We start from the raw sequence: 19459 nt of genomic DNA on the forward strand, positions 1-19459 counted from the left end.
AAGGTGGGCGCCATGGTCGACGATTTGCACTGGTTGTCCGCGGTTGAGGCGGTGCGGCGGCTGCGTGACGGGGAGCTGGATCTCGGCGAGTACGTCGAGGCGTTGATCGAGCGGAGTGCGCGGCTGGCGCGGCTCAACTCCTACGTCTCGCATGAGCCCGACCTTGTCCGGCGGTCGATTGAGAACGCTCCGACGCGTCCTGGTCCCCTGTACGGGTTGCCGTTCGCGCTCAAGGACATCATCGACACCGCCGATCTCCCCACGACGGCGTCCACTCCGGCTTTGCGCGGCTCGCGTCCGCGGCGCAACGCGCCCGTCGCGCAGGCTCTGCTGGACGCCGGTGGCACGCTCATGGGCAAGCAGTCCCTGGGCGAACTCTCCTTCGGGATGACGGGCAACAACCCGGTGTTCGGGATCGTTCGCAATCCCTACCGCGAGGACTGCATCCCTGGTGGGAGCAGCGGCGGGACGGCGGTGGGCGTCGCGGCCGGGCTGGTGCCCGCCGGGCTCGGCGCCGACACCGGCGGGTCGTGCCGCATCCCGGCCGCGCTGTGCGGGTGCGTCGGGTTCCGGCCCACGCATGGACGTTACGACGGGCGCGGTGTCGTGCCGATCTCGTCGACCCGTGACACGGTGGGGCCGCTCGCGCGTTCCGTGGCGGACGTCCGGCTGATCGACGGTATCTGCGCGCCGTCCGGGGCCTCTGCCGATCCGGTCGAGCTGGCCGGGCTTCGGCTCGGGGTTCCCCGTGAATTCTTCTACGACGGGCTCGATCCGGACGTCGCATCGGTGACCGAGAGCGCGCTGGACGGGCTCGCCGCGCGCGGTGTCGTGCTCGTCGAGCGGGACATTCCCGACCTGGAGCAGCTCAACGAGGCGGCCAGCTTCACGCTGGTCCTGTACGAGGTGGGCCGGGAATTGTCGGCCTATCTGTATCAGCATTCCTCGCCGCTCACGCTGCGCGAGCTGGTCTCGCAGGTCGCGACCGAGCAGATCCGGGAGATGCTCGAATCCATCCTGGACGACGACGCGGTGCCGAGCGCCGAATACCGCGCGGCCCTCGCCGTTCATCGTCCGGCCCTCCGCGCTGCTTTCGCGGCCTATTTCGACCGGAACGACGTCGGCGCCTATCTCGTGCCGACCACGCCGCTGCCCGCGCGGCCGCACAAACCCGCTGGTGAAGACCGGACGGTCGAGCTGAACGGCAAGACCGTCGACACCTTCCACACCTATATCCGCAACACGGACGCGGCGAGTACCGCGGGCCTCCCCTGCCTGTCGATCCCTTCGGGAATGTCCCGGGACGGACTCCCGATCGGCCTCGAACTCGCCGGGCCCGTTTCGTCCGACGCCCTGCTTCTCGCCATCGGCGAAGCGGTCGAAAGCACGCTGCCGCCTTTGCCGCGGCCGCCCCTTTGAGGTCTGCTGTTATCGTTGATGATCTTTGGGGGGCGAATCGTGGATTCTGGGAGTTTTCGTATTGCGGGTGAGCTGAGTGTGCGGCGGCTCGGGTTCGGGGCCATGCAACTGCCGACCGCGCCCCGGCAGGCCCGGGACGGGGCCATCGCCGTGGCGCGGCGCGCGGTCGAGCTGGGTGTGACGCTGATCGATACGGCGCATCTGTACGGGTGGGGTGCCAACGAGGAACTGCTGGCCGAGGCGCTGTACCCCTACCCCGACGACCTGCTCATCGCCACGAAGGTCGGTGTCGCGCCGCCTGACCCGCCGCGCGAGGCCGACATCTGCGGGCGGCCCGACTTCCTCCGCGGCCAAGTCGAGGAGGGGCTGCGGCGGCTGCGCGTCGAGCGGCTCGAACTGCTCCAACTGCATCGCATCGATCCGAACGTGCCGCTCGCCGACCAGCTGGGGGCGCTCCGCGAGCTGCAGGTCCAGGGGAAGATCGGGCACATCGGGCTGTCCGAGGTGACCGTTGAGCAGCTTGCTCAGGCGCGAGAGATCGTCGACGTGGTCAGCGTGCAGAACCGGTACAGCGTGCTCGACCGGGAGCATGAGGGTGTTCTCGACGCTTGCGCGGCGGCGGGGATCGCGTTTCTGCCCTGGCGGCCTGTGCATCCGGCGGCGTCCGGAGGGGCGGCCGAGATCGCCGCGGTGGCCGCCGAGAGCGGTGCCACGGCGGCGCAGGTCGCGCTGGCCTGGCTGCTCGACCGGTCTCCGGTCATGCTGCCGATCCCGGGCACCGGCTCGATCGTCCACCTGGAGGAGAACGTCGCGGCGGCGGACCTGCGGCTGAGCGACGACCAGCTCCGGCGGCTCGACCGGCTAGGCGGTTAGGCGGCGCAGGTCGTGCGCGGCCTGGGCGAACGCGCGGACGCGGGCGGTGGCGCTGTTGGAGCGCCACAGCAGCCCCCAGCGCACGGGCGGGGCATCGTCCAGGAGGACGTAGGCGACGTCGGGCCGTGCGTAGTAGCGCCTGGTCTGCGCGCCGACCGGGAACACGCCGTGGCCCGCGCCGACGAGGGTGAGCATCTCGTTGAGCGTCGAGGCCGAAGGGCCCGGCTCTATCGGACGGCCCGCGGGCGTGATCTGCGGGGTGTGGTCGTTGCGCAGGGATTCGGGAATCGGGTCGGGGAATTGCAGCAGTTTCGTTCTGGCCAGGTCTTCCATGGAAACCGACTCGCGGCGGGCGAACGGATGCTTGGACGGGACGGCCAGCATTCGCGCCTCGGAGACCAGAACCGGGCCGCTGGTGATGCCCGGCTCGTCAATGGGGAAGGTACCTAGGGCGACATCGATTTCCCCGGCGCGCAGCCACGGAATCGCATCGGCGATCTGCGCCTCGCGGAGCTGGACGTCGCAGTCGGGCTGCCGTTTCCGGAACAGCTCCGTCACCCCGGCGAGCAATTGCCCGCCCGCCGCGCCGACGAAGGCCGCGCGCAGCGTGCCGTTCAGGCCGCGACCCGTGCAGATGGCCTCCTCGACCGCGGCGTTGATCCGGTCCCAGGCGGGGCGGACTTCCTGGTAGAGGCGCTCACCGACGGCGGTCGGCTCGACGCGGCGGCTGGTGCGGTCGAACAGCGGGACGCCGACGCGCCGTTCCAGTTTGGCGATGATCTGGCTGATCCGGCCCGTGGACATGTGCAGGCGTTCGGCGGTGCGGCCGAAGTGCAATTCCTCGGTGAGCGTGACGAACGCCTCTATCTCATGCCGCTCCAGCACGACGCCCCCAGATCGTTAATTCCGGCTTCACGATTCTTGCCCGGTCACGCATTGATCGGCTTCCTTCCGCCGCGCAGGGTGGAACTGCTGGAATGCCTCTGACCTGTGTGGGAGCGCTATGTACGTCATCGATGAGCACGCGGTCGCCGCTTCGGAGGACAGCGGCGCGGTCGTCCGGGAACTGCGGGACCGCGCCGAGATCCTGGACACGCTGTACCGCTTCGCCCTCGGCCAGGACCTGAAGGACGCGGCCCTGTTCGCCTCGGCGTTCACCGCCGACGCCGAGCTGGACTTCCGGCCCGCCGCGGCGCGGTGGGGCGGCCGCCCGCCGGTGCTGGCCGGACGGGACACGATCGTCACCACCGTCCTGGCCTCGTTCACCGGCCGGATCGACACCACTCACCAGGTCACCAACGCCCGGATCGCCATCGCCGGCGACACGGCACGGCTGACCGCCCTGGTCGAGGCCCAGCATCTCCTCACCACCGACCACGACACTTTCGCCCTGCTGAAGAATCCCTATGACGTCGAACTCGTCCGCGAGGGGGAACGGTGGCTGATCCACCGGATGCGCATCGACAACACCTGGTACATCGGCGATCCCGCCACGATCTTCGGCACCTGAGCCACCGGCACCCGGTGCGGTGACGGGGCCACGCGGCCGGGACGGGGCCGTCCCGGCCGGTATGGCCGGTTCTCTATCGACTACGAACCCCGACATTCAACTGCGCCCCCGCGTCAGTTGGCCCCACGACGGAGAATCGCTTCCGTGTACGGCACCCTGTTGCCGTGCTGATCTCGACGCTACCGAGACCGGCCTTACCGATCGCTAACCGGACCGCTAACGGTGCGGAGCCGGATCAGTTAGCCGATCCGGTCGAATCAGGCGATCCCCGGCCCCTACGATCTAGCCGATCTTGTCGCCGGAGGCGAGGCGCTCCTCGATGGAGGAGTGCCCGGCGGTGTCGTCGATCCCGTCGAACAGCTCGCGCGCCTCCGTCCAGCTGGCGCGGGCGGCGTCGTGGTCTCCTGCGGCGGCCTGCGCGTCGCCCAGGGCGCGCAGCGCGCGGGCCAGGAACGGGATCCAGCCGCGGGTGCGCCAGACCTGCACCGACCGTTCGAGGCAGGCGACGGCCCCCGGGATGTCGCCCTCGGCGAGGTTCAGCTCGCCGAGGACGCCCAGCGCGTCGGCGAGATGGTGGCGGAAGTTGCCGTTGCGGCTGTAGGTCAGCGCGAGGTCGATCGTCGCCCGCGCCCTGCCGTCCCCCGTCGCGACGAACAGTTTCGCGAGATAGAGCAGCGAGAACGTCTCCAGGTAGCGGTCGCCGAGGTTGCGCGCCATCATGATCGACTCGTCCAGCAGCTCCCGGCCGCCCGCGATGTCGCCGGTCAGGGCGCGGCCGGCGCCGAGGAACTGCACGATCGTCGCGGTGACCCTGGGGTTGCCCAGCCCTTCCGCGACCACCCGCGCCTCGATGAGGCATTCGACCGCGTCGTGCGGGTTGCCCTCGCCGTGCGCGATGGCCATGACGTGCAGCGCGCGGACCCGCCCGCCGTCGTAGCCGGCCTCGCGCGAGATGCGCAGCGCGCGGTCGGCGAGCGCCAGCGCCTCGGTGGCGTCGCCGCGCGCCACCGCGGCCCAGACCATCGCGACCAGCGCGTCCGCGATCCCGGCCGGGTCGTCGAGCTCGGTGAACAGGTCCAGGAGCCGGACGGCGAGGCTGTGCATGCGGGTCATGGCCGTCCCGGACCCGGAGGGCGAGGTCCAGGTCGTGACTTCGAGGAGCCCGCGCAGGCTCACGGCCTCGCCGCGCTTGTCGCCCGTCTCCCGGCACAGCGCGTGGGCGCGCTCGTGCATGCGGCGCCAGTCGTCGTAGAGGCCGCGGACGTCGCAGTACTTCTCCATGGACGCCGCGAGATCCCAGGCGAAGTCCGTCCAGCGCAGCTCGCAGGCGTGCCCGACCTCCGCGACGAGCGCCGCCCGCTCGGACCTGAACCACTGCATCGGGTCGGCCAGCAGCCGGGTCGTGACGGCCGCGGGCGGCGACCAGCGCGGCGCGGGCCCGTGCATGGCGGCGTAGCACGGGCCGGGGACGTGCTCCGCGGCCTCCTCCGCCAGCGACAGCCAGCCGCCGAGCGCGCGGCGCAGCGCCGCCTCGCGCTCCGGCTCCGGGTCGTCGCGTTCGGCGAGCTCGCGGGCGTAGAGCCGGAGCAGGTCGTGCAGCCGGTACCGGAGCTGGCCCGTCTCGTCCACGCCGGTGATGCCGACCAGGTGCGCGTCGATCAGCGTCTCCAGGTGCCGCTGCACCTCCGCCATGGGACGGTCCAGAAGCGCGGCGACCGTCCAGGACGCGAAGTCGGGGGCGTGCAGCAGCCCGATCAGCCGGAACACGCGCCGGGCCTCAGCGGGCAGCAGCCGGTAGCTCATCTCGAACCCGGCCCGCACCTCCAGATCGCCCGCGACCAGCTCGTCGAGCCGGCGGCGCTCCTCCCGCAGCAGGTCCGCGAGATGCGCCAGCGTCCAGTGGCCGCGGCCGAGCAGCCGGGCCGCCGCGATCCGCACCGCCAGCGGGACATGGCCGCACAGCTCGGCGATCTCCACCGCGGCGTCCGGCTCGGCCGCGACGCGCTGCTCCCCGATGACGGTCGCGATCAGCTGGACGGCCTGCGCGGACGTCAGCACGTCGAGGTTCAGCAGCTTCGCGCCCTCCAGGCCGAGGAGGGCGGTGCGGCTGGTGATGAGCACGGCCGCCTCCGGCGTGCCGGGCAGCAGTGGCCGCACCTGCGGCTCCCCCGCCGCGTTGTCGAGCACGACGAGGATCTTCTTGCCCGCCAGCCGGCTCCGGAACAGCGCGACGCGCTCGTCCAGCGACGGCGGGATGCCCGCGCCGGACATGCCGAGCGTGCGCAGGAACCGGCAGATCACCTCGGTGGGGTCGGCCGGGTTCGCCGAATCGCCGCGCAGGTTGGCGTACAGCTGCCCGTCGGGGAAGAAGCTCGCGATCTGGTGCGCGACGTGGATCGCCACCGTCGTCTTGCCGAGGCCGCCCATTCCGGCGACGGTGGCGACGGACACGGTGCGGTTCCGTGCCGTCCCGCGACCGGCGATGAGGGTCTCGGCCAGGTCCACCACCTCGGCGCTCCGGCCGGTGAAGTCGGGAATGTCGGGCGGGAGCTGGGCGGGCGGCGGCAGCGGCGGCGGCTCCGGCGCCGCGTCCCGCTCGTCGAGCGTGCGGTTGGCGGACAGGACGCGCATGTGTGCGCGCTGCACCTCCTCGCTGGGCTCGACGCCGAGTTCCTCTGCGAGGTGCTCGCTCAGCCGCCGGTAGGTCTGCAGCGCCTCCGCCGACCGGCCGGACGCCATCAGCAGGTCGATGAGGACGGCGTGCAGCGGCTCGTCGAACGGGAGTTCCGCGGTCAGCGCGCTGACGGCGGTGACCGCGCCCTCCGGGACGCCCGCGTCCAGCGCGGTGGCGGCGAAGCCCATGGCTGCGCCGCGGATCTCCTCCTCCAGGCCGCGGACGAGCGCGTCGGTACGGTCGATGCGCGACAGGCCCGCCAGCAGCGGCCCCTTCCGCTCCGCGAAGGCGGACGAGAAGGCCCGGTACACGTGCTCCGGTTCCGCCGACGACGAGCGGGCCTCTTCGGCGAGCGCCAGGAAGCGGCCGAGGTCCGAGCGGTCGGCGGCGCAGTCCAGCAGGTAGCCGTCCTGGTAGTCGATCTTGATCCGGTCGGGCCGGCCGGGCTCGTCCGCGCGGTCGGTCTCGAGGCCGGTCAGCCACTTGCGCAGCCGCGAGACGCCGACATGGACCGATTCGCGGCTGGTCTCGCCGGCGCGGTCCGTCCACACCAGCTCGGCGAGCCGGCCGGTCGGCAGCGGCTCGCCGCGGGCCAGGAGCAGGACGCCCAGCAGCCCCTGGAGGACCGGAGAGCGGGGCGGCGCGACCGCGACCCCGTCCACGGTGACCGCCAGCGGACCGAGGACCCGGAAATACACGCCTTCCGCAGCCATATGCCTCCGACACCCCCGTCGAACACGACTCAGAAGTAACTCATGACGGCCTTTTCAAGAAACTGTTTTGATCGGCTGGATGAGGAGCCCGCCCAATACTGCCACGACGCCCGCGAGCAAGAACAGGAGTGTGTAGCCACCGAGGTCGACGCTTCCGGCGGCGACGAGCGGAGCGACCGCCGCCGCCGCGCTGCCCGCCATGTTCATCACGCCGAGATCCTTTCCGCGCTCGCGCTCGCTCCGCAGCACCTGCGTGACGAGGGCCTGGTCGACGGCGAGGTAGGCGCCATATCCGGCGCCGAGCGCGGCGGCGGCGACCACGGCGACCGACCAGCTGGGCACCAGCGCCATTCCGGCCAGCCCGCCGGCCATCAGCAATGCGGCAATGATCACGAAGATCTTGCGCCGTCCGGTCCGGTCGGACGCGCGCCCGACCACAAGGCCGACCACGATGATTCCCGCGGTGAACATCAGGCTGAGGACGGCCACCCCCTGCGCCGGATCGGCGTGCCTGATCTCGTCGCGGAGAAAGTACAAGAGGTAAACCGTTGCCAGCGACGTCGCGAATTGCGCCATGAATCTTCCGCAACAGGCCCAGACGAAATCCGGCCCCAGAGCGCGCGCGGCGGCGAGCGGGCGCGGGCGCCGCATCCTCGCCGGTTTCCGCGCCGGCACCGCCGCCGCGTCCGGCCGGCTGGACCGGCCGAGCTGGTCGGGCTGGTCGAGCTGTTCGGGCTGGTCGAGCTGTTCGGGCTGGTCAGGGCTCTGTGCGGGGGCCGGGACGGGGCCAGCGGGGCGGTGGACGGGGACGTCCCGTCCGATGAACGCGTACGGGAGGGCGAGCATCCCGACCAGGACGGCGATGAGCGGATAACCGGCGCGGAACGAGATGCCGGACACCAGCAGCGTCCCGAACACGAGCCCGAGCGGCTGCGCGAATCCGAGGATGGCGAACACCGTCCCGCGCCGGTCGACGGACACGCGATCCGCGACCACCGCGCAGAGCGCCGCGGAAATGCCGCCGACGCCGCCGTGCACGATCGTCCAGCAGATGCCGACCCCGACGGCCGTCGATTGCCAGGGCAGCGCGAGAAGGGCCAGCGCGCAGCACACCGTCCCGCCGATCACCCAGGAGCGGCGTTTCCCGAACCGCCACCCGGTCCGGTCGGAGAGCGCGCCCACGAGCGGGGCGGCCAGCACCGCCGCCACGGCTCCGGCGGCCGTCACCGCGCCCAGCGTCCAGACCTTCCGGCCCGGCGCGATCGCCTCGATCTGGCTCGGCAGCAGAACCTGGACGGACGCGAGCAGCCCGATCCACATTCCGAGGCTGACGGTGAACAGCGCCAGCACCCACGAAAAGGACAACGGCCTGAATGTCGAAGGCTGCTCGGCGGGGGACGACGCCCTTACAACAAGGGGTTTCTCCATTGCGAGTCCACAGATCCCGTACCCTCGGCAAGATTTCAAGATCTAGGTGGCCCACAAGGTAGCACAGGCATCGCGGGGGTCCCGGTGGTCCAATGCCGGGTGATCGACGGGCCGGGCACGGGGCGGGCGCGGACCAGGCAGGGAGTCCCGCTGGCCGGGTTAGGACGTGTCCGGCCATAAACCCGCAACGACGCGCTGCATACGGTATAGAGGCCGCCCGTCCCGGGCCCTTGACCGATCACGGAAAGCTCATTTTCATTCCGCAATAGAAATTGATTCTAATATGGGAATGAGTGCGCGATCCGGCGGGGCGTGGCCGGGCTATGGCGAGGCTATGCGGTGACGTCGTGCTCGGCGACGGGGACGCCGCCGTCCTGGAGCTGGGCGACGTCCACCACGGCCACCTCGTGGACGGTCTGCCAGCCGCCGGACTCGCTCTCCCGCTCGAAGATGTAGCGGGAGCCGGCGTGCCTGCACCGGTCGGCCGAGAGGTCGCGCCGCGCACCGTCGACGAGGTAGATGCGATAACCGGCCAAGGCCCCTCCTCAGTGTCGCCGGCTGCCGATCCGTAGGGTCACGATTACTATCCGTGACGACGCCGACTCTACCGCACCCCGAAATCGATGCCCGGACGATGTCGGATCGGGCCGCCGCCCGATCGTCTAGGGGGTGAAGACGCACATCACCGGAGGCCGACGCGTCCGGCCGCATCGAGAGGAGCGGGTCAATGAACCCGACGCTGAACGTCATCGACATCATCGTGTCCGACCTCCAGGCCGCGATCGACTTCTACGCCCGGCTCGGCGTGGAGTTCAAGGTCGACGAGGCCTACCCCGACCACGCGGGCTGCGACCTGCCGAACGGCGTCCACCTCATGCTCGACACCGAGAGGTTCCGCGGCGGGACGCTGCGCGGCGGGTGGCACCGCCCGACCGGCGACCCCCGCACCTACCTGGCGTTCGAGTGCGCCGACCCGGCCGCCGTCGACGCCAAGTACGCCGAGCTGACCGAGGCCGGGTACACCGGCGCGCAGGAGCCGTGGGACGCGTTCTGGGGGATGCGGTACGCCGTCGTCCTCGACCCGGACGGCAACGGCGTCGACCTGTACTGCCCGCTGCCCGCCGGGTAGCGTCCACCTGGCCCTTGACGGGAAGGGAGCGGCATATGAAGTACGTCATGCTGTTCGTGGAGACCGAGGAGTACGCGCGCGAGCTGGAGGAGATGGACGAGGCCGCGCGGGAGGCCGCGTTCGAGGCGGTCGGGCGCTGGTTCGCCGAGCACTCGGCCGTGATCAAGCACCACGGGCACCTGCGTCCCGCCGAGACCGCGACGACGGTGCGGCTGACCGGCGGCGACGCGCTGGTCACCGACGGCCCGTTCGTGGAGGGCAAGGAGGTCGTGTCCGGCTACGCGGAGATCGAGGTCGCCGACCTGGACGAGGCGCTGGCCGTGGCGAAGGCGTGGCCCGCATGCCCGATCATCGAGATCCGCCCGGTCACGTGACGGACCTCCCGTGACGGACGCTCCACAGGACCGGGTGCACGCCGAGCTGGCCCGCGTGGTGCGCGAGCACACGGGCCGGCTGACGGCGTGCCTGGTGCGGGTGCTGGGCGATTTCGCCGCCGCCGAGGACGTCGTGCAGGACGCCGTCGAGACCGCGCTGGAACGCTGGCCGCAGGACGGCGTCCCCGACCACCCGGACGCGTGGCTGCTGACCGTCGCCCGCCGCCGCGGCCTGGACGTGCTGCGCCGCCAGGAGCGCTACCGCGACAAGCTGGCCCGGATGCGCTGGCCGGTGCCGTCCGAGCCCGACGACCGGCTCAAGCTGATCTTCACCTGCTGCCATCCCGCGCTGCCGCGGCCCGCGCAGATCGCGCTGACGCTGCGGGCGGTGTGCGGGCTGACGACCGCGCAGATCGCGGCGGCGTTCCTCGTCCCGGAGCCGACCGTGGGGCAGCGCATCACCCGCGCCAAGCGGAAGATCGGCGAGGCGGGCATCCCGTACCGGGTGCCGCCGGACGCCGAGCTGCCGGACCGCGTGAACCAGGTCCTGGCCGTCATCTACCTGCTGTTCAACGAGGGCTACCTGCCGACGGCGGGCGACCGCCCGCACGCCAGGGACCTCGCCGACGACGCCGAATGGCTCACCGGCCAGCTCGCGTGGCTCCTGCCGAAGCAGCCCGAGGTGCTCGGCCTGCTGGCGCTGATCCGGCTGCACCAGGCCCGCACCAGCGCCCGCTTCACCGCGGATGGACGGATCATCGCGCTCCGCGACCAGGATCGCAGGCTCTGGGACCGCGACGCCATCGCCGAGGCGATCCGGCTGATCGAGCGCGCCGCCGCGCTGCGGAGCCCGGGCCCCTACCAGTTGCAGGCGGCCATCGTCGCCTGCCATGCCGAGGCTCCCACCTGGGCGGACACCGACTGGCCGCAGATTCTCATCCTCTACGACATGCTGCTGGCGCTGTCGCCGTCACCCGTCCACTGGCTCCATCGCGCCATCGCCCTGCACCACCATCCCGCTCCGCGCGGCGGGCCGCGCAACGCCCTCACCGCGCTGGACGCGCTCGCGCCCGCCGACCGCAAGACCTTGGAGCATTACCCGCTCTACCACGCCACCCGAGCCGAACTGCTCCGGGCGCTCGGCGAGCCTGAGGCCGCCCAAGCCGCCGACCAACGGGCCCTATCTCTCACTACCAATCCGGCCCAGCAGGCCCTTCTGGAAGAGCGTCTTACCAACCCGGTGCACTGACTATTGGAGCGGACCCGTCCCGGCCGGCGGGAAAGGCGGGCGGCGGCGGAGCGGGGTCGCCGCCGTCGCGCCATTCCGCGGCCCGGACGGGTCCGCCCGGTCATTCACCCGCCGAACGAGTCATTCGCCCGCCGAACGAGTCATTTGCCGGTGGCGCCGGCCTGGGGCGCGCAGAGCGCGTAGATCAGCAGGACGCACAGCGCGATGGTGAGCACCGACCACAGCGGGAACGCCACAAGGAAGGCGAGGTGGCCGATCGCGGCGAGGGCGGCGAGCACGACACCGGCCGCACGGGCCCACATCTTGCCGGCCATGATGCCCGCGCCGATCCCGATCTGGACGATGCCGACCGCGAGCCAGATCCAGCCCCAGGTGGTGTAGTCGAACACGAGGATCTGGTTCTGGCCGACCAGGTAATAGTCGTCCTTGAACAGCGCGACCAGGCCGTCGATGACGTTGAACGCGCCCACCACCAGGGCGAGGGTGCCGGCGAACGTCAGCCACCCGGACGTCCGGTGCCGCTCACCCGCCGGAACCGATGCGGAACCATGGGTCATTCTGGTCGTCATCGAGCCTCCTTGAATCGAGCCCTGGTTCAGTCACCAATTCCCTTCCGGAGAACAACCCCAAACCGGGATCAATACTCGCTTAACCATTTCTTTTAGGCTATTTGGCGGTGTGTTCGGCGAGCCGGCGCAGCAGGCCGGTGAGCTGGTCGCGCTCGCCGGGGCCGAGCCAGCCGAAGAGGCGTTCGCCCACGTCGGCGGCGATGCGGCGGGCGTCCGCGAGCGTGCGCTCGCCGTCCGCGGTGAGGGTGATCGAGTAGGCGCGACGGTCCTGCGGGGCGCGTTCGCGGCGGACCAGGCCGCCCTCCTCCAGCTCGTCGACGATGCGCACCATCGTGGACTTGTCGATGCCCGACAGGTCGATGAGGCGCCGCTGGCTGGACGGCCCGTACAGCTTCAGGGCGAGCAGCATGGAGAGCCCGCGCACGTCGACGCTCAGCGCGCGCAGCTCTTCGTTCATGGCCTCCCGGCTCTGGTTGTGCGCGGTGGCCAGCAGCATGCCGAGCCCCACGTGCCGGAGGGCCGCGTCGCCGTCCTCGGCCAGTACCCGTATGACCAGGTCATCAAGCATGAGGCCAGCGTAGACCCGTCTGATATAGTCTTAGATGAGACTTTCTCGTTAGGTCCGAAGTGGGCGGCACCCGCAACGACCGACAGGAGAAGCGCATGCCCGAGATGACCCGCCGACGTGCACTCCAGGTCTCCGGCCTGACCGCCGCCCTGGCCGCCGTCCCGGCAGGCGAGGCGGCCGCGAGGGGCCGGCGGCCCGCGCGCGGCAGGATCGACGTCCACCACCACGCCGTCCCGCCGAAGATGCGGCAATGGCTGGTCGACATGGGCATGGTCCCGCCGACGGGCGGCCCAAGCTGGTCCCAGTGGACGCTCAAGGACACCCTGCGGACCATGGACGCCAACGGCATCGCGGTAGGCGTCGCGTCCGCGCCCGCCCCCGCCGAGGTGTTCAAGGACCGCAAGGTCGCCGTCTCGGGCGTCCAGGTGTGCAACGAGTCGCTGGCCGAGTTGGTGCGCGACAACCCCACCCGGTTCGGCTTCTTCGCCAACGTCGCGATGCTGCACCCGGACCTCGCGCTGCGGCAGGCCGCGCACGCGCTGGACGAGCTGGGCGCGGACGGCGTCCTCCTCAACACCTCCGCCGACGGCCGCTACCTCGGCGACCCGATGTTCGAGCCGCTGTTCGCCGAGCTGAACCGGCGCCGCGCGGTGGTGTTCACCCATCCGGTCGCGCCGAAGGGCATCGTCGAGGTGCCGAACGTCGGCGACTGGCTCGGCGACTTCCTGCTCGACACCACCCGCACCGCGCTCAGCCTCATCGCCGCCGGGACCCTGGAGCGCCACCCGCACGTGTCGATCATCCTGTCCCACGGCGGCGGGATGCTGCCCTACATGGCCGGACGCGCCGAGCGCTGGGGCCGGGAGGACGACGGACCCGACCCGGCCAAGATCCGTCCGGCGCTGCGCCGCTTCCACTACGACACCGCGCTGCCGACGTCGCCGTACGCCACACCGTCCCTGCTCGGCGCCGTCGGCGCGGACCGCGTGCTGTTCGGCACCGACTGGCCCGCCAACTCGGCCCGGGAGGTCGCCATCAACACCGCTGAATTCGACCGCGACCCGGGCCTGAACGGGCGCGCGCACCGCGCCATCGTCCGGGGCAACGCGCTGCGGCTGTTCCCGCGCCTCGCCGCCCGCATCGGCGGCTGAGCCGGCGGCGGGACCGATGGCCGCCCGGTCGCCGGTCGGTGGCCGATCGGTGGCCGGGGGGGCGGGCGGGGGGCTGCCGGGCGGCGGCTACCCGGCGGCCGCACGGCAACGGCACGGAGGCTGGACGGCGGCCGTGTGGCGGCTAGGCGCCGTTCCCAGGTCGGAGCCATTTCAGGACCGACTGAAATTTCAGTTACGGCTTGAAATCTGGTTGTTGACACCTCATCGAAGTACGTTGCTGCCACGGCGTCGCCCTTATCACGGAGGCCATTCCGGCCTGTTCGCGTGATCAAGGCGGCTGCCCCCCGCCAACCCCCGAGATGCCGCTTACGCCTACAGGCGAACGGCGGCGAAAGGTGGACCAGAGTGAACCGTGGATCGCATCTCAAACGCGTGGTACCCCCACTTTTGAGTGCCGCGGCGCTGATCACGCTCCCCGCGCTCGGAGCCGTCCCCGCGACGGCCCAGGCCACCCCCGCAACCGCGGACTACGTCAAGCTCGCAGACCTCCCGCAGACGAAGCTGGCCAACAAGGTGCAGGCTCAGCTCGGCTCCCAGCACGCGGGCTCCTACGTCGACGGCGCCGGAAACCTGGTCATCAACGTGACCAGCGCCGCCGCCGCCGAGCAGGTGAAGGCCGCGGGCGCCAAGCCCCGCATCGTCAAGTACGGCATCCAGCCGCTGACGGCCGCCAAGAACTCCCTCGACCGGCACGCGGGCACCCCCGCCGTCACCGGCCTGACCTGGGGCCTCGACGTCATGACGAACTCCGTCGTCGTCACCGTCCCGAAGGCCGACAACGACGCCGCCACCAAGGCGTTCGTGAAGCGCGCCAAGGCGCTGAGCAAGGCCGTCCGGATCCAGCGCGTGGACGGGTCGCCGCAGCTGGCGCTCGGCCCCGGCGACGCGATCCACACCAGCGGCTCGCGCTGCTCGGTGTCGGCGATCGGCACCGCGAGCGGTACCGAGTACGTCATGACCGCCGGGCACTGCACCGCCATCGGCGCCACCTGGACCACCGCCGGTGGCCAGACGGTCGGCACCCGGAACCTGAACAGCTTCCCGGGCAACGACTACGGGTCGCTCCGCAGCTCCGGACAGGTGCAGCTGACGAACGCCAACCTCACCGAGGTCGGGCGTCCGGCGGTCGGCAGCCCGATCCAGAAGAAGGGCTCCACCACGGGCACGACGTCCGGGACCATCCGCGGCTACGACCGCACGGTCAACTACCAGCAGGGCGCGGTCACGCAGCTCATCGCGACCACCGCCTGCGCCCAGCCCGGTGACAGCGGCGGCTCGCTCCAGGGCGGCAACGTCGCCATCGCCATCACCTCCGGCATCAGCAGCTCCAGCTGCAGCGGCTCCGGCTTCGAGTCGTTCTTCCAGCCGCTGGACGAGGCCCTCCAGGCCCAGGGCGCGACCCTGAAGACGGGCTGAAGCACCACCTCGATCATCTGATGTGAGGCGAACTCTCTCCGCTCATGTGGGGCTCCCGGTACACCGGGGGCCCCACATTTGCTGTTCCTGCGGCCTCACTCGCCGGAGCCGAAGATGGGACGGTCGCCGGTCCCCGCCTCCTCGTCGGGCACGCCCGTGTTCTGGCAGGCGGTCAGGCGCCATCGCCCGTCCTCCTTCGCCATGACCCACAGCGGGGTGCCCACGTCCGGCCCGTCGGGGGTCCGGTAGAGCTGGCGCACCTTGACGGCGGCGACGTCGGGGCGGATGAACAGCACGTGTTCCAGCTCGAACGTCACCGTCATGCCCCGCATCCCGCCGGGGAGCACCTTGCGCGTGAACGCCGAGATCTCGTCGAGGCCGTAGAGGCGTTTGCCGGCGCCGGTCGTCCAGATCGCGTCGGACCGGAACAGGCTGAGGAACTCGTCGGGGAGCTCGTTGTTCTGCGCGTGTTCGACCACGGCGACGACCTGCCTGATCGCGTCGATCTCCGTTTCGCTCATTGGCCCAGTCTTGGACGTCAAGCGAACTTGAGGTCAAGAGGCGTCCGGCGTCAGGCGTCGGGCGTCAGGCGTCAGGCGTCAGGCGTCAGGCGTAAAGCCAGTCGACGTGGCGGTAGTCGCGGGGGTCGCGCTGCTGGAACACCTCGTTGCGGAGCAGCCGGGCGACGCCGTCCACATGCCAGATGTCGCCCCAGAGGCGGGCGTTGGCCTGGACGCGGGCGGTCCGGCCGGTGCGTTCGGCCTCGTACCGCTTGACCGCGCCGTCCCAGTCGGAGGTGCCGGCGCCGCCCAGCTCGGTGGCGAGGGACGCGGCGTCCTCGATCGCCTGGCAGGCACCCTGCGCCAGGTACTGCAGCATGGGGTGCGCTGCGTCGCCGGTCAGGACGAGACGTCCGTCCACCCAGTTCGGGATCGGCAGCCGGTCGTACATGGCCCAGCGGCGGTCGCGCCACAGGGAGCCGAGGCCCTCACGCACCTCCTTGCACGCTCCCGAGAAGACCTCGTCGAGCTCCTCCGGCCCGCCCCAGTCCTCCTCGCCGCGCTCGTAGGCGGGGGATTTGAAGACGGCGACGGTGTTGAAGATCTCGCCGCGCCGCAACGGGTACTGCACCAGGTGGCAGCCCGGGCCGACGTGGCAGACGACGTCCTGGAGCGCGTCGTTGTCGATGCGGTCGCCGAGGTCCGCCACGGGGAACGCGCCACGGTAGGCGACGTAGCCGGAGCAGATCGGCTCGTCGTCGCTGAACCTGGCGCGGAGGGTGGAGTGCAGGCCGTCCGCGGCGACGGCGAGCAGGCCCTGGTGGTCGCCCTTGGCGCTGTGGACGGTCACGCCGTCCGGCTTCGTGGTGACGTCCCGGACGTCGCAGTCCGGCACCAGCGCCACCCCGGCCCGCTCGCACGCGCGGGTCAGGATGGCGAGCAGGTCGCTGCGGTGGATGACGACGTACGGCGCGCCGTAGCGGCGGACGAACGCGTCGTCCAGGCCGAGGTGGGTGAGTTCGGCGCCGTCCAGGACGTCCTTGAACAGCAGCCGGCGCGGCGCGACCCCGGCGTCGAGGACCTCGTCGAGCAGGCCCCAGTCCGCCAGGATGCGGGTGGCGTTCGGCGCCATCTGGAGCCCGGCGCCGACCTCGGTGAACTCCGGTTCCCGTTCCAGGACGCGGACCGAGCGGCCGGAGCGGGCCAGCGCGTAGGCGGTGGACAGCCCTCCGATGCCGCCACCGGCCACGACGACATCGACGGGAGCGGGTGCTGAGTTCATGCGGCTTCCTTCCAGAGCCAGGGGCCGGCGTTCAGAGCCAGGGGCCGGCGTTCAGAGCCAGGGGCCGAGCGTGGGCGGGCGGTCGGTGCGTCCGGTGAGCCACGCCGCCAGGCCGGCGGCGTGGCCCTTGGCGGTGTGCCTGGCCACGGCTTCGGCGGCGAGCGCGGCGTTGAAGCTGTCCGGGAGGTCGGCGAAGGTCACGCCGTTGTCCAGGTCGAGGGCGTGGACGCACACCTCGCGGGCGCGCATCCACGGGATCTCCTCGGCGGGGACGGTCCGTCCCTGCGCGGTGATCACGAGGGCGTTCCAGGCGTCCGCCGGGAGCGCGTCCATGTCGGCGGCGAGGGCCTTCGCGGAGCCGTGGACGAGCGTGCGCAGCTCGCCCGCGGGCAGCGCGGACAGCTCCTCGATCTCCCGCGCCCGCTGGCCGGCGTCGGCGTACATCCGGTTCTCGACGCCGGTCGCCGCCCAGGTCAGCAGCCTGCGCAGCGCCTCGGCGTTGCCGTGGACGTGGGCGATGACGTGGCGGCGCGTCCAGCCGTCGAGGGCGGTCGGCGCGGAGAACTCGTCGTCGGTGAGGCGGTCGACGGCGGCGAGGAACAGCTCGGTGCCGTCGTCCGCCCAGGAACGGGGGCCGTCGCCGCTCACGCGGTCCTCGCCGTGTTCTCCAGGCGCCCGATGCCCTCGATCTCGGTGATCACGGTGGAGCCCTCCGACAGGTAGCGGGGTGGCTTGCGGGCGTGGCCGACGCCGCCGGGCGTGCCGGTCGCGATGACGTCGCCCGGCCGCAGCGTCAGGATCGTCGACGCGTACCGCACCAGCGCGACCGGGTCGAACACGAGGTCGGAGGTGTCGGTCTTCTGCGTCACGTCGCCGTCCACGCGGCAGGTCATCGCGAGGGCGGGACGGACGCCGCCGGGCAGCTCGTCCGGCGTGACCAGGACGGGCCCGAGCGGCGTCGTGCCCTCGAAGGTCTTGCCCTGCAGCCACTCCTTGGTGCGGAACTGCCAGTCGCGCATGGTGACGTCGTTCATGATGGTGAACCCGGCGATCGCGGCCTCGGCCTCTTCCTCCGAGGCGCGCCGGACCGTGCGGCCGATGACCAGCGTCAGTTCCGCCTCCCAGTCGACGGCGGACGACTCGGGCGCGAGCTGGATGTCGTCGCGCGGGCCGATGAGCGCCTCGGCGAACTTCGCGAACAGGGTCGGGTGCTCGGGCAGGTCCCGTCCCATCTCCAGGATGTGGTTGCGGTAGTTGAGGCCGACGCAGAGGACCTTGCCCGGACGGGGCACGACGGGCGCGAGGTCGGCGTCGTCCACGGGACGGGCGTCCCCCCGCGCGGACGCCGCCACACCCGCCCAGTCGTCGCGCCCGAGCAGCCCGCCGACGTCGGGGGCGTCGAGAAGGACGGCGCCGCCGGGGGTGATGCGGGCGGCGCGGGTTCCGTCGTCCGTGCGGATGGTGGCGAGCTTCACTTGGCGTTCTCCTGGTGGTCGGTGTGGGCGCGGTGCTGGTGCAGCCGCTCGAAGATCGGGGTGTCGCTGAACCGGAAGAGCTCCAGGCCGTGCTCGGTCGCGAGCGTCATCGGCTGCCACGACGGGACGGCGAACAGGTCGCCGCGCTCCACCGTCCAGCCGCGGTCCCCGGCCGTGACCTGCCCGGTGCCGTCGAACACCTGGTAGACGGACGAGCCGACCTCGCGGGTCGCCGCCGTCTGCGTGCCGGGCGCGAGCCGGTGGAACTCGGTCCGCAGCGTCGGCATGACGTCGCCGCCGGTGGTGGGGTTGGTGTACCGGACGGCGGCGTGCCCCGGCTCCACCGTGGCCCGGTGCCCGTCCGCCTCCAGCGCGAGCTGCTCGGACAGCGCCCGGTCGGTGTGCTCCCACCGGTAGGCCAGCAGCGGCGTCGCCGGGGCCGGCTCCAGGTGGGTGAGCGGGCGAAGGCCCGGGTGGCCCCACAGCCGTTCCGACCGCGACCGGTCAGGGGCGTCGCGCGTCTCGACCTCGTCCGGGCCCAGCTCGAAGAACGTCGACCCGGCGAGGTACTGGAACGGGATGTCGAGCCCGTCGATCCAGGCCATCGGGCGGTCGCTGATGTTGTGGTGGCCGTGCCAGTGCCAGCCCGCCTGCGGGAGGAAGTCACCGCGGCGCATGGCGACGGGGTCGCCGTCGACGACCGTCCACACGCCCTCGCCTTCGACGACGAACCGGAACGCGTTCTGCGTGTGCCGGTGCACGGGGGCGTCCTCGCCCGGGTTGAGGTACTGGATCGCGGCCCACAGCGTCGGCGTGGCGAACGGCCTGCCGCCGAGCCCGGGGTTGGCCAGCGCGATCGCCCGGCGCTCGCCGCCGCGCCCGACCGGGACCAGCTCGCCCGCCTGCTCGGCCATCGGCAGCAGCGCGTTCCACCGCCACAGGTGCGGCAGGGCCTTGGACCGCGGGGACGGCGGCATCAGGTCGCCGATCTCGGTCCACAGCGGGACGAGCAGCTCGGCCTCGAAGCCGCGGTACAGCGCCTCCAGCTCCGGCGTCCGGGCTGGCTGGTCGGCGGCGTCGGTCGCGACGATGCTGAGGGTCATGGCGA

General features: G+C 71.6%; 19 protein-coding genes. 8 read left to right on the forward strand and 11 right to left on the reverse strand.

The window, feature by feature from the left end:
* Positions 1-12: 12 nt before the first annotated feature.
* Complete coding sequence (gene iaaH, locus ACH34S_RS08245) at positions 13-1419, forward strand: indoleacetamide hydrolase (protein ID WP_395951848.1); 1407 nt, start codon at positions 13-15, stop codon at positions 1417-1419.
* 18 nt (positions 1420-1437) lie between these two features.
* Positions 1438-2292, forward strand: a complete 855-nt coding sequence (locus ACH34S_RS08250) for an aldo/keto reductase (RefSeq protein ID WP_395951849.1) — start codon at positions 1438-1440, stop codon at positions 2290-2292.
* Here ACH34S_RS08250 and ACH34S_RS08255 read toward each other — a convergent pair.
* Positions 2281-3177: a LysR family transcriptional regulator gene (locus tag ACH34S_RS08255; RefSeq protein WP_395951850.1), complete on the reverse strand. Its 897-nt coding sequence runs from the start codon at positions 3175-3177 to the stop codon at positions 2281-2283. The genes ACH34S_RS08250 and ACH34S_RS08255 overlap by 12 nt on opposite strands.
* 118 nt (positions 3178-3295) lie before the next feature.
* On the opposite strand from ACH34S_RS08255, the gene ACH34S_RS08260 reads away from it, so the two are divergent.
* Positions 3296-3802 carry a nuclear transport factor 2 family protein gene (locus ACH34S_RS08260; RefSeq protein ID WP_395951851.1) on the forward strand — a complete coding sequence of 169 codons (507 nt, stop codon included), beginning with the start codon at positions 3296-3298 and terminating at the stop codon, positions 3800-3802.
* 282 nt (positions 3803-4084) lie between these two features.
* Here ACH34S_RS08260 and ACH34S_RS08265 read toward each other — a convergent pair whose 3' ends face one another.
* The 3 genes from ACH34S_RS08265 to ACH34S_RS08275 all read right to left on the reverse strand — a co-directional run bounded on the left by ACH34S_RS08265 (position 4085) and on the right by ACH34S_RS08275 (position 9153).
* Positions 4085-7189 (reverse strand): AfsR/SARP family transcriptional regulator, encoded by a 3105-nt coding sequence (locus ACH34S_RS08265; protein WP_395951852.1) that lies wholly within the window; start codon positions 7187-7189, stop codon positions 4085-4087.
* Between the two features lie 54 nt (positions 7190-7243).
* Positions 7244-8554, reverse strand: coding sequence for an MFS transporter (locus ACH34S_RS08270; protein WP_395951853.1), 1311 nt, complete (start codon positions 8552-8554; stop codon positions 7244-7246).
* A 395-nt stretch (positions 8555-8949) separates the two neighbouring features.
* On the reverse strand, positions 8950-9153 hold the full coding sequence (locus ACH34S_RS08275; protein WP_395951854.1) for a hypothetical protein: 204 nt from the start codon (positions 9151-9153) through the stop codon (positions 8950-8952).
* Between the two features lie 191 nt (positions 9154-9344).
* Between ACH34S_RS08275 and ACH34S_RS08280 the strand changes: the two genes are divergently transcribed.
* From ACH34S_RS08280 to ACH34S_RS08290, 3 genes are read left to right on the forward strand one after another with little or no spacing between them, the layout of a single operon-like run.
* Positions 9345-9746: a VOC family protein gene (locus ACH34S_RS08280; protein WP_395951855.1), complete on the forward strand. Its 402-nt coding sequence runs from the start codon at positions 9345-9347 to the stop codon at positions 9744-9746.
* Positions 9747-9781: 35 nt separating this feature from the next.
* Complete coding sequence (locus tag ACH34S_RS08285; protein WP_395951856.1) at positions 9782-10120, forward strand: YciI family protein; 339 nt, start codon at positions 9782-9784, stop codon at positions 10118-10120.
* A 10-nt stretch (positions 10121-10130) separates the two neighbouring features.
* Complete coding sequence (locus tag ACH34S_RS08290; RefSeq protein ID WP_395951857.1) at positions 10131-11369, forward strand: RNA polymerase sigma factor; 1239 nt, start codon at positions 10131-10133, stop codon at positions 11367-11369.
* Positions 11370-11509: 140 nt separating this feature from the next.
* Here ACH34S_RS08290 and ACH34S_RS08295 read toward each other — a convergent pair whose 3' ends face one another.
* Positions 11510-11938: a hypothetical protein gene (locus ACH34S_RS08295; protein ID WP_395951858.1), complete on the reverse strand. Its 429-nt coding sequence runs from the start codon at positions 11936-11938 to the stop codon at positions 11510-11512.
* A 97-nt stretch (positions 11939-12035) separates the two neighbouring features.
* Positions 12036-12506, reverse strand: coding sequence for a MarR family winged helix-turn-helix transcriptional regulator (locus ACH34S_RS08300; RefSeq protein ID WP_395951859.1), 471 nt, complete (start codon positions 12504-12506; stop codon positions 12036-12038).
* 95 nt (positions 12507-12601) lie between these two features.
* Between ACH34S_RS08300 and ACH34S_RS08305 the strand changes: the two genes are divergently transcribed.
* Together ACH34S_RS08305 and ACH34S_RS08310 are read left to right on the forward strand one after the other, a co-directional pair.
* A complete protein-coding gene (locus tag ACH34S_RS08305) occupies positions 12602-13657 on the forward strand; it encodes an amidohydrolase family protein (RefSeq protein ID WP_395951860.1) in 1056 nt (351 codons plus the stop codon).
* A gap of 366 nt (positions 13658-14023) precedes the next feature.
* Positions 14024-15094 (forward strand): S1 family peptidase, encoded by a 1071-nt coding sequence (locus tag ACH34S_RS08310; RefSeq protein ID WP_395951861.1) that lies wholly within the window; start codon positions 14024-14026, stop codon positions 15092-15094.
* A 95-nt stretch (positions 15095-15189) separates the two neighbouring features.
* On the opposite strand, the gene ACH34S_RS08315 is transcribed toward ACH34S_RS08310, so the two are convergent.
* The 5 genes from ACH34S_RS08315 to ACH34S_RS08335 form a co-directional block, all read right to left on the reverse strand.
* Positions 15190-15615 carry an SgcJ/EcaC family oxidoreductase gene (locus tag ACH34S_RS08315; RefSeq protein ID WP_395951862.1) on the reverse strand — a complete coding sequence of 142 codons (426 nt, stop codon included), beginning with the start codon at positions 15613-15615 and terminating at the stop codon, positions 15190-15192.
* A gap of 85 nt (positions 15616-15700) precedes the next feature.
* Entirely contained in the window at positions 15701-16876 is a 1176-nt protein-coding gene (locus tag ACH34S_RS08320; RefSeq protein ID WP_395951863.1) for an FAD-dependent oxidoreductase, read from the reverse strand.
* Positions 16877-16927: 51 nt separating this feature from the next.
* Positions 16928-17524: a maleylpyruvate isomerase family mycothiol-dependent enzyme gene (locus ACH34S_RS08325; protein WP_395951864.1), complete on the reverse strand. Its 597-nt coding sequence runs from the start codon at positions 17522-17524 to the stop codon at positions 16928-16930.
* Positions 17521-18351: a fumarylacetoacetate hydrolase family protein gene (locus ACH34S_RS08330; protein WP_395951865.1), complete on the reverse strand. Its 831-nt coding sequence runs from the start codon at positions 18349-18351 to the stop codon at positions 17521-17523. Before ACH34S_RS08330 ends, ACH34S_RS08325 begins: the two co-directional genes overlap by 4 nt.
* Entirely contained in the window at positions 18348-19454 is a 1107-nt protein-coding gene (locus ACH34S_RS08335) for a cupin domain-containing protein (RefSeq protein WP_395951866.1), read from the reverse strand. Before ACH34S_RS08335 ends, ACH34S_RS08330 begins: the two co-directional genes overlap by 4 nt.
* Positions 19455-19459 lie beyond the last annotated feature (5 nt).

Origin of the sequence: Actinomadura sp. 3N508 (assembly GCF_044326375.1) — a bacterium.
GTDB lineage: Bacteria > Actinomycetota > Actinomycetes > Streptosporangiales > Streptosporangiaceae > Spirillospora.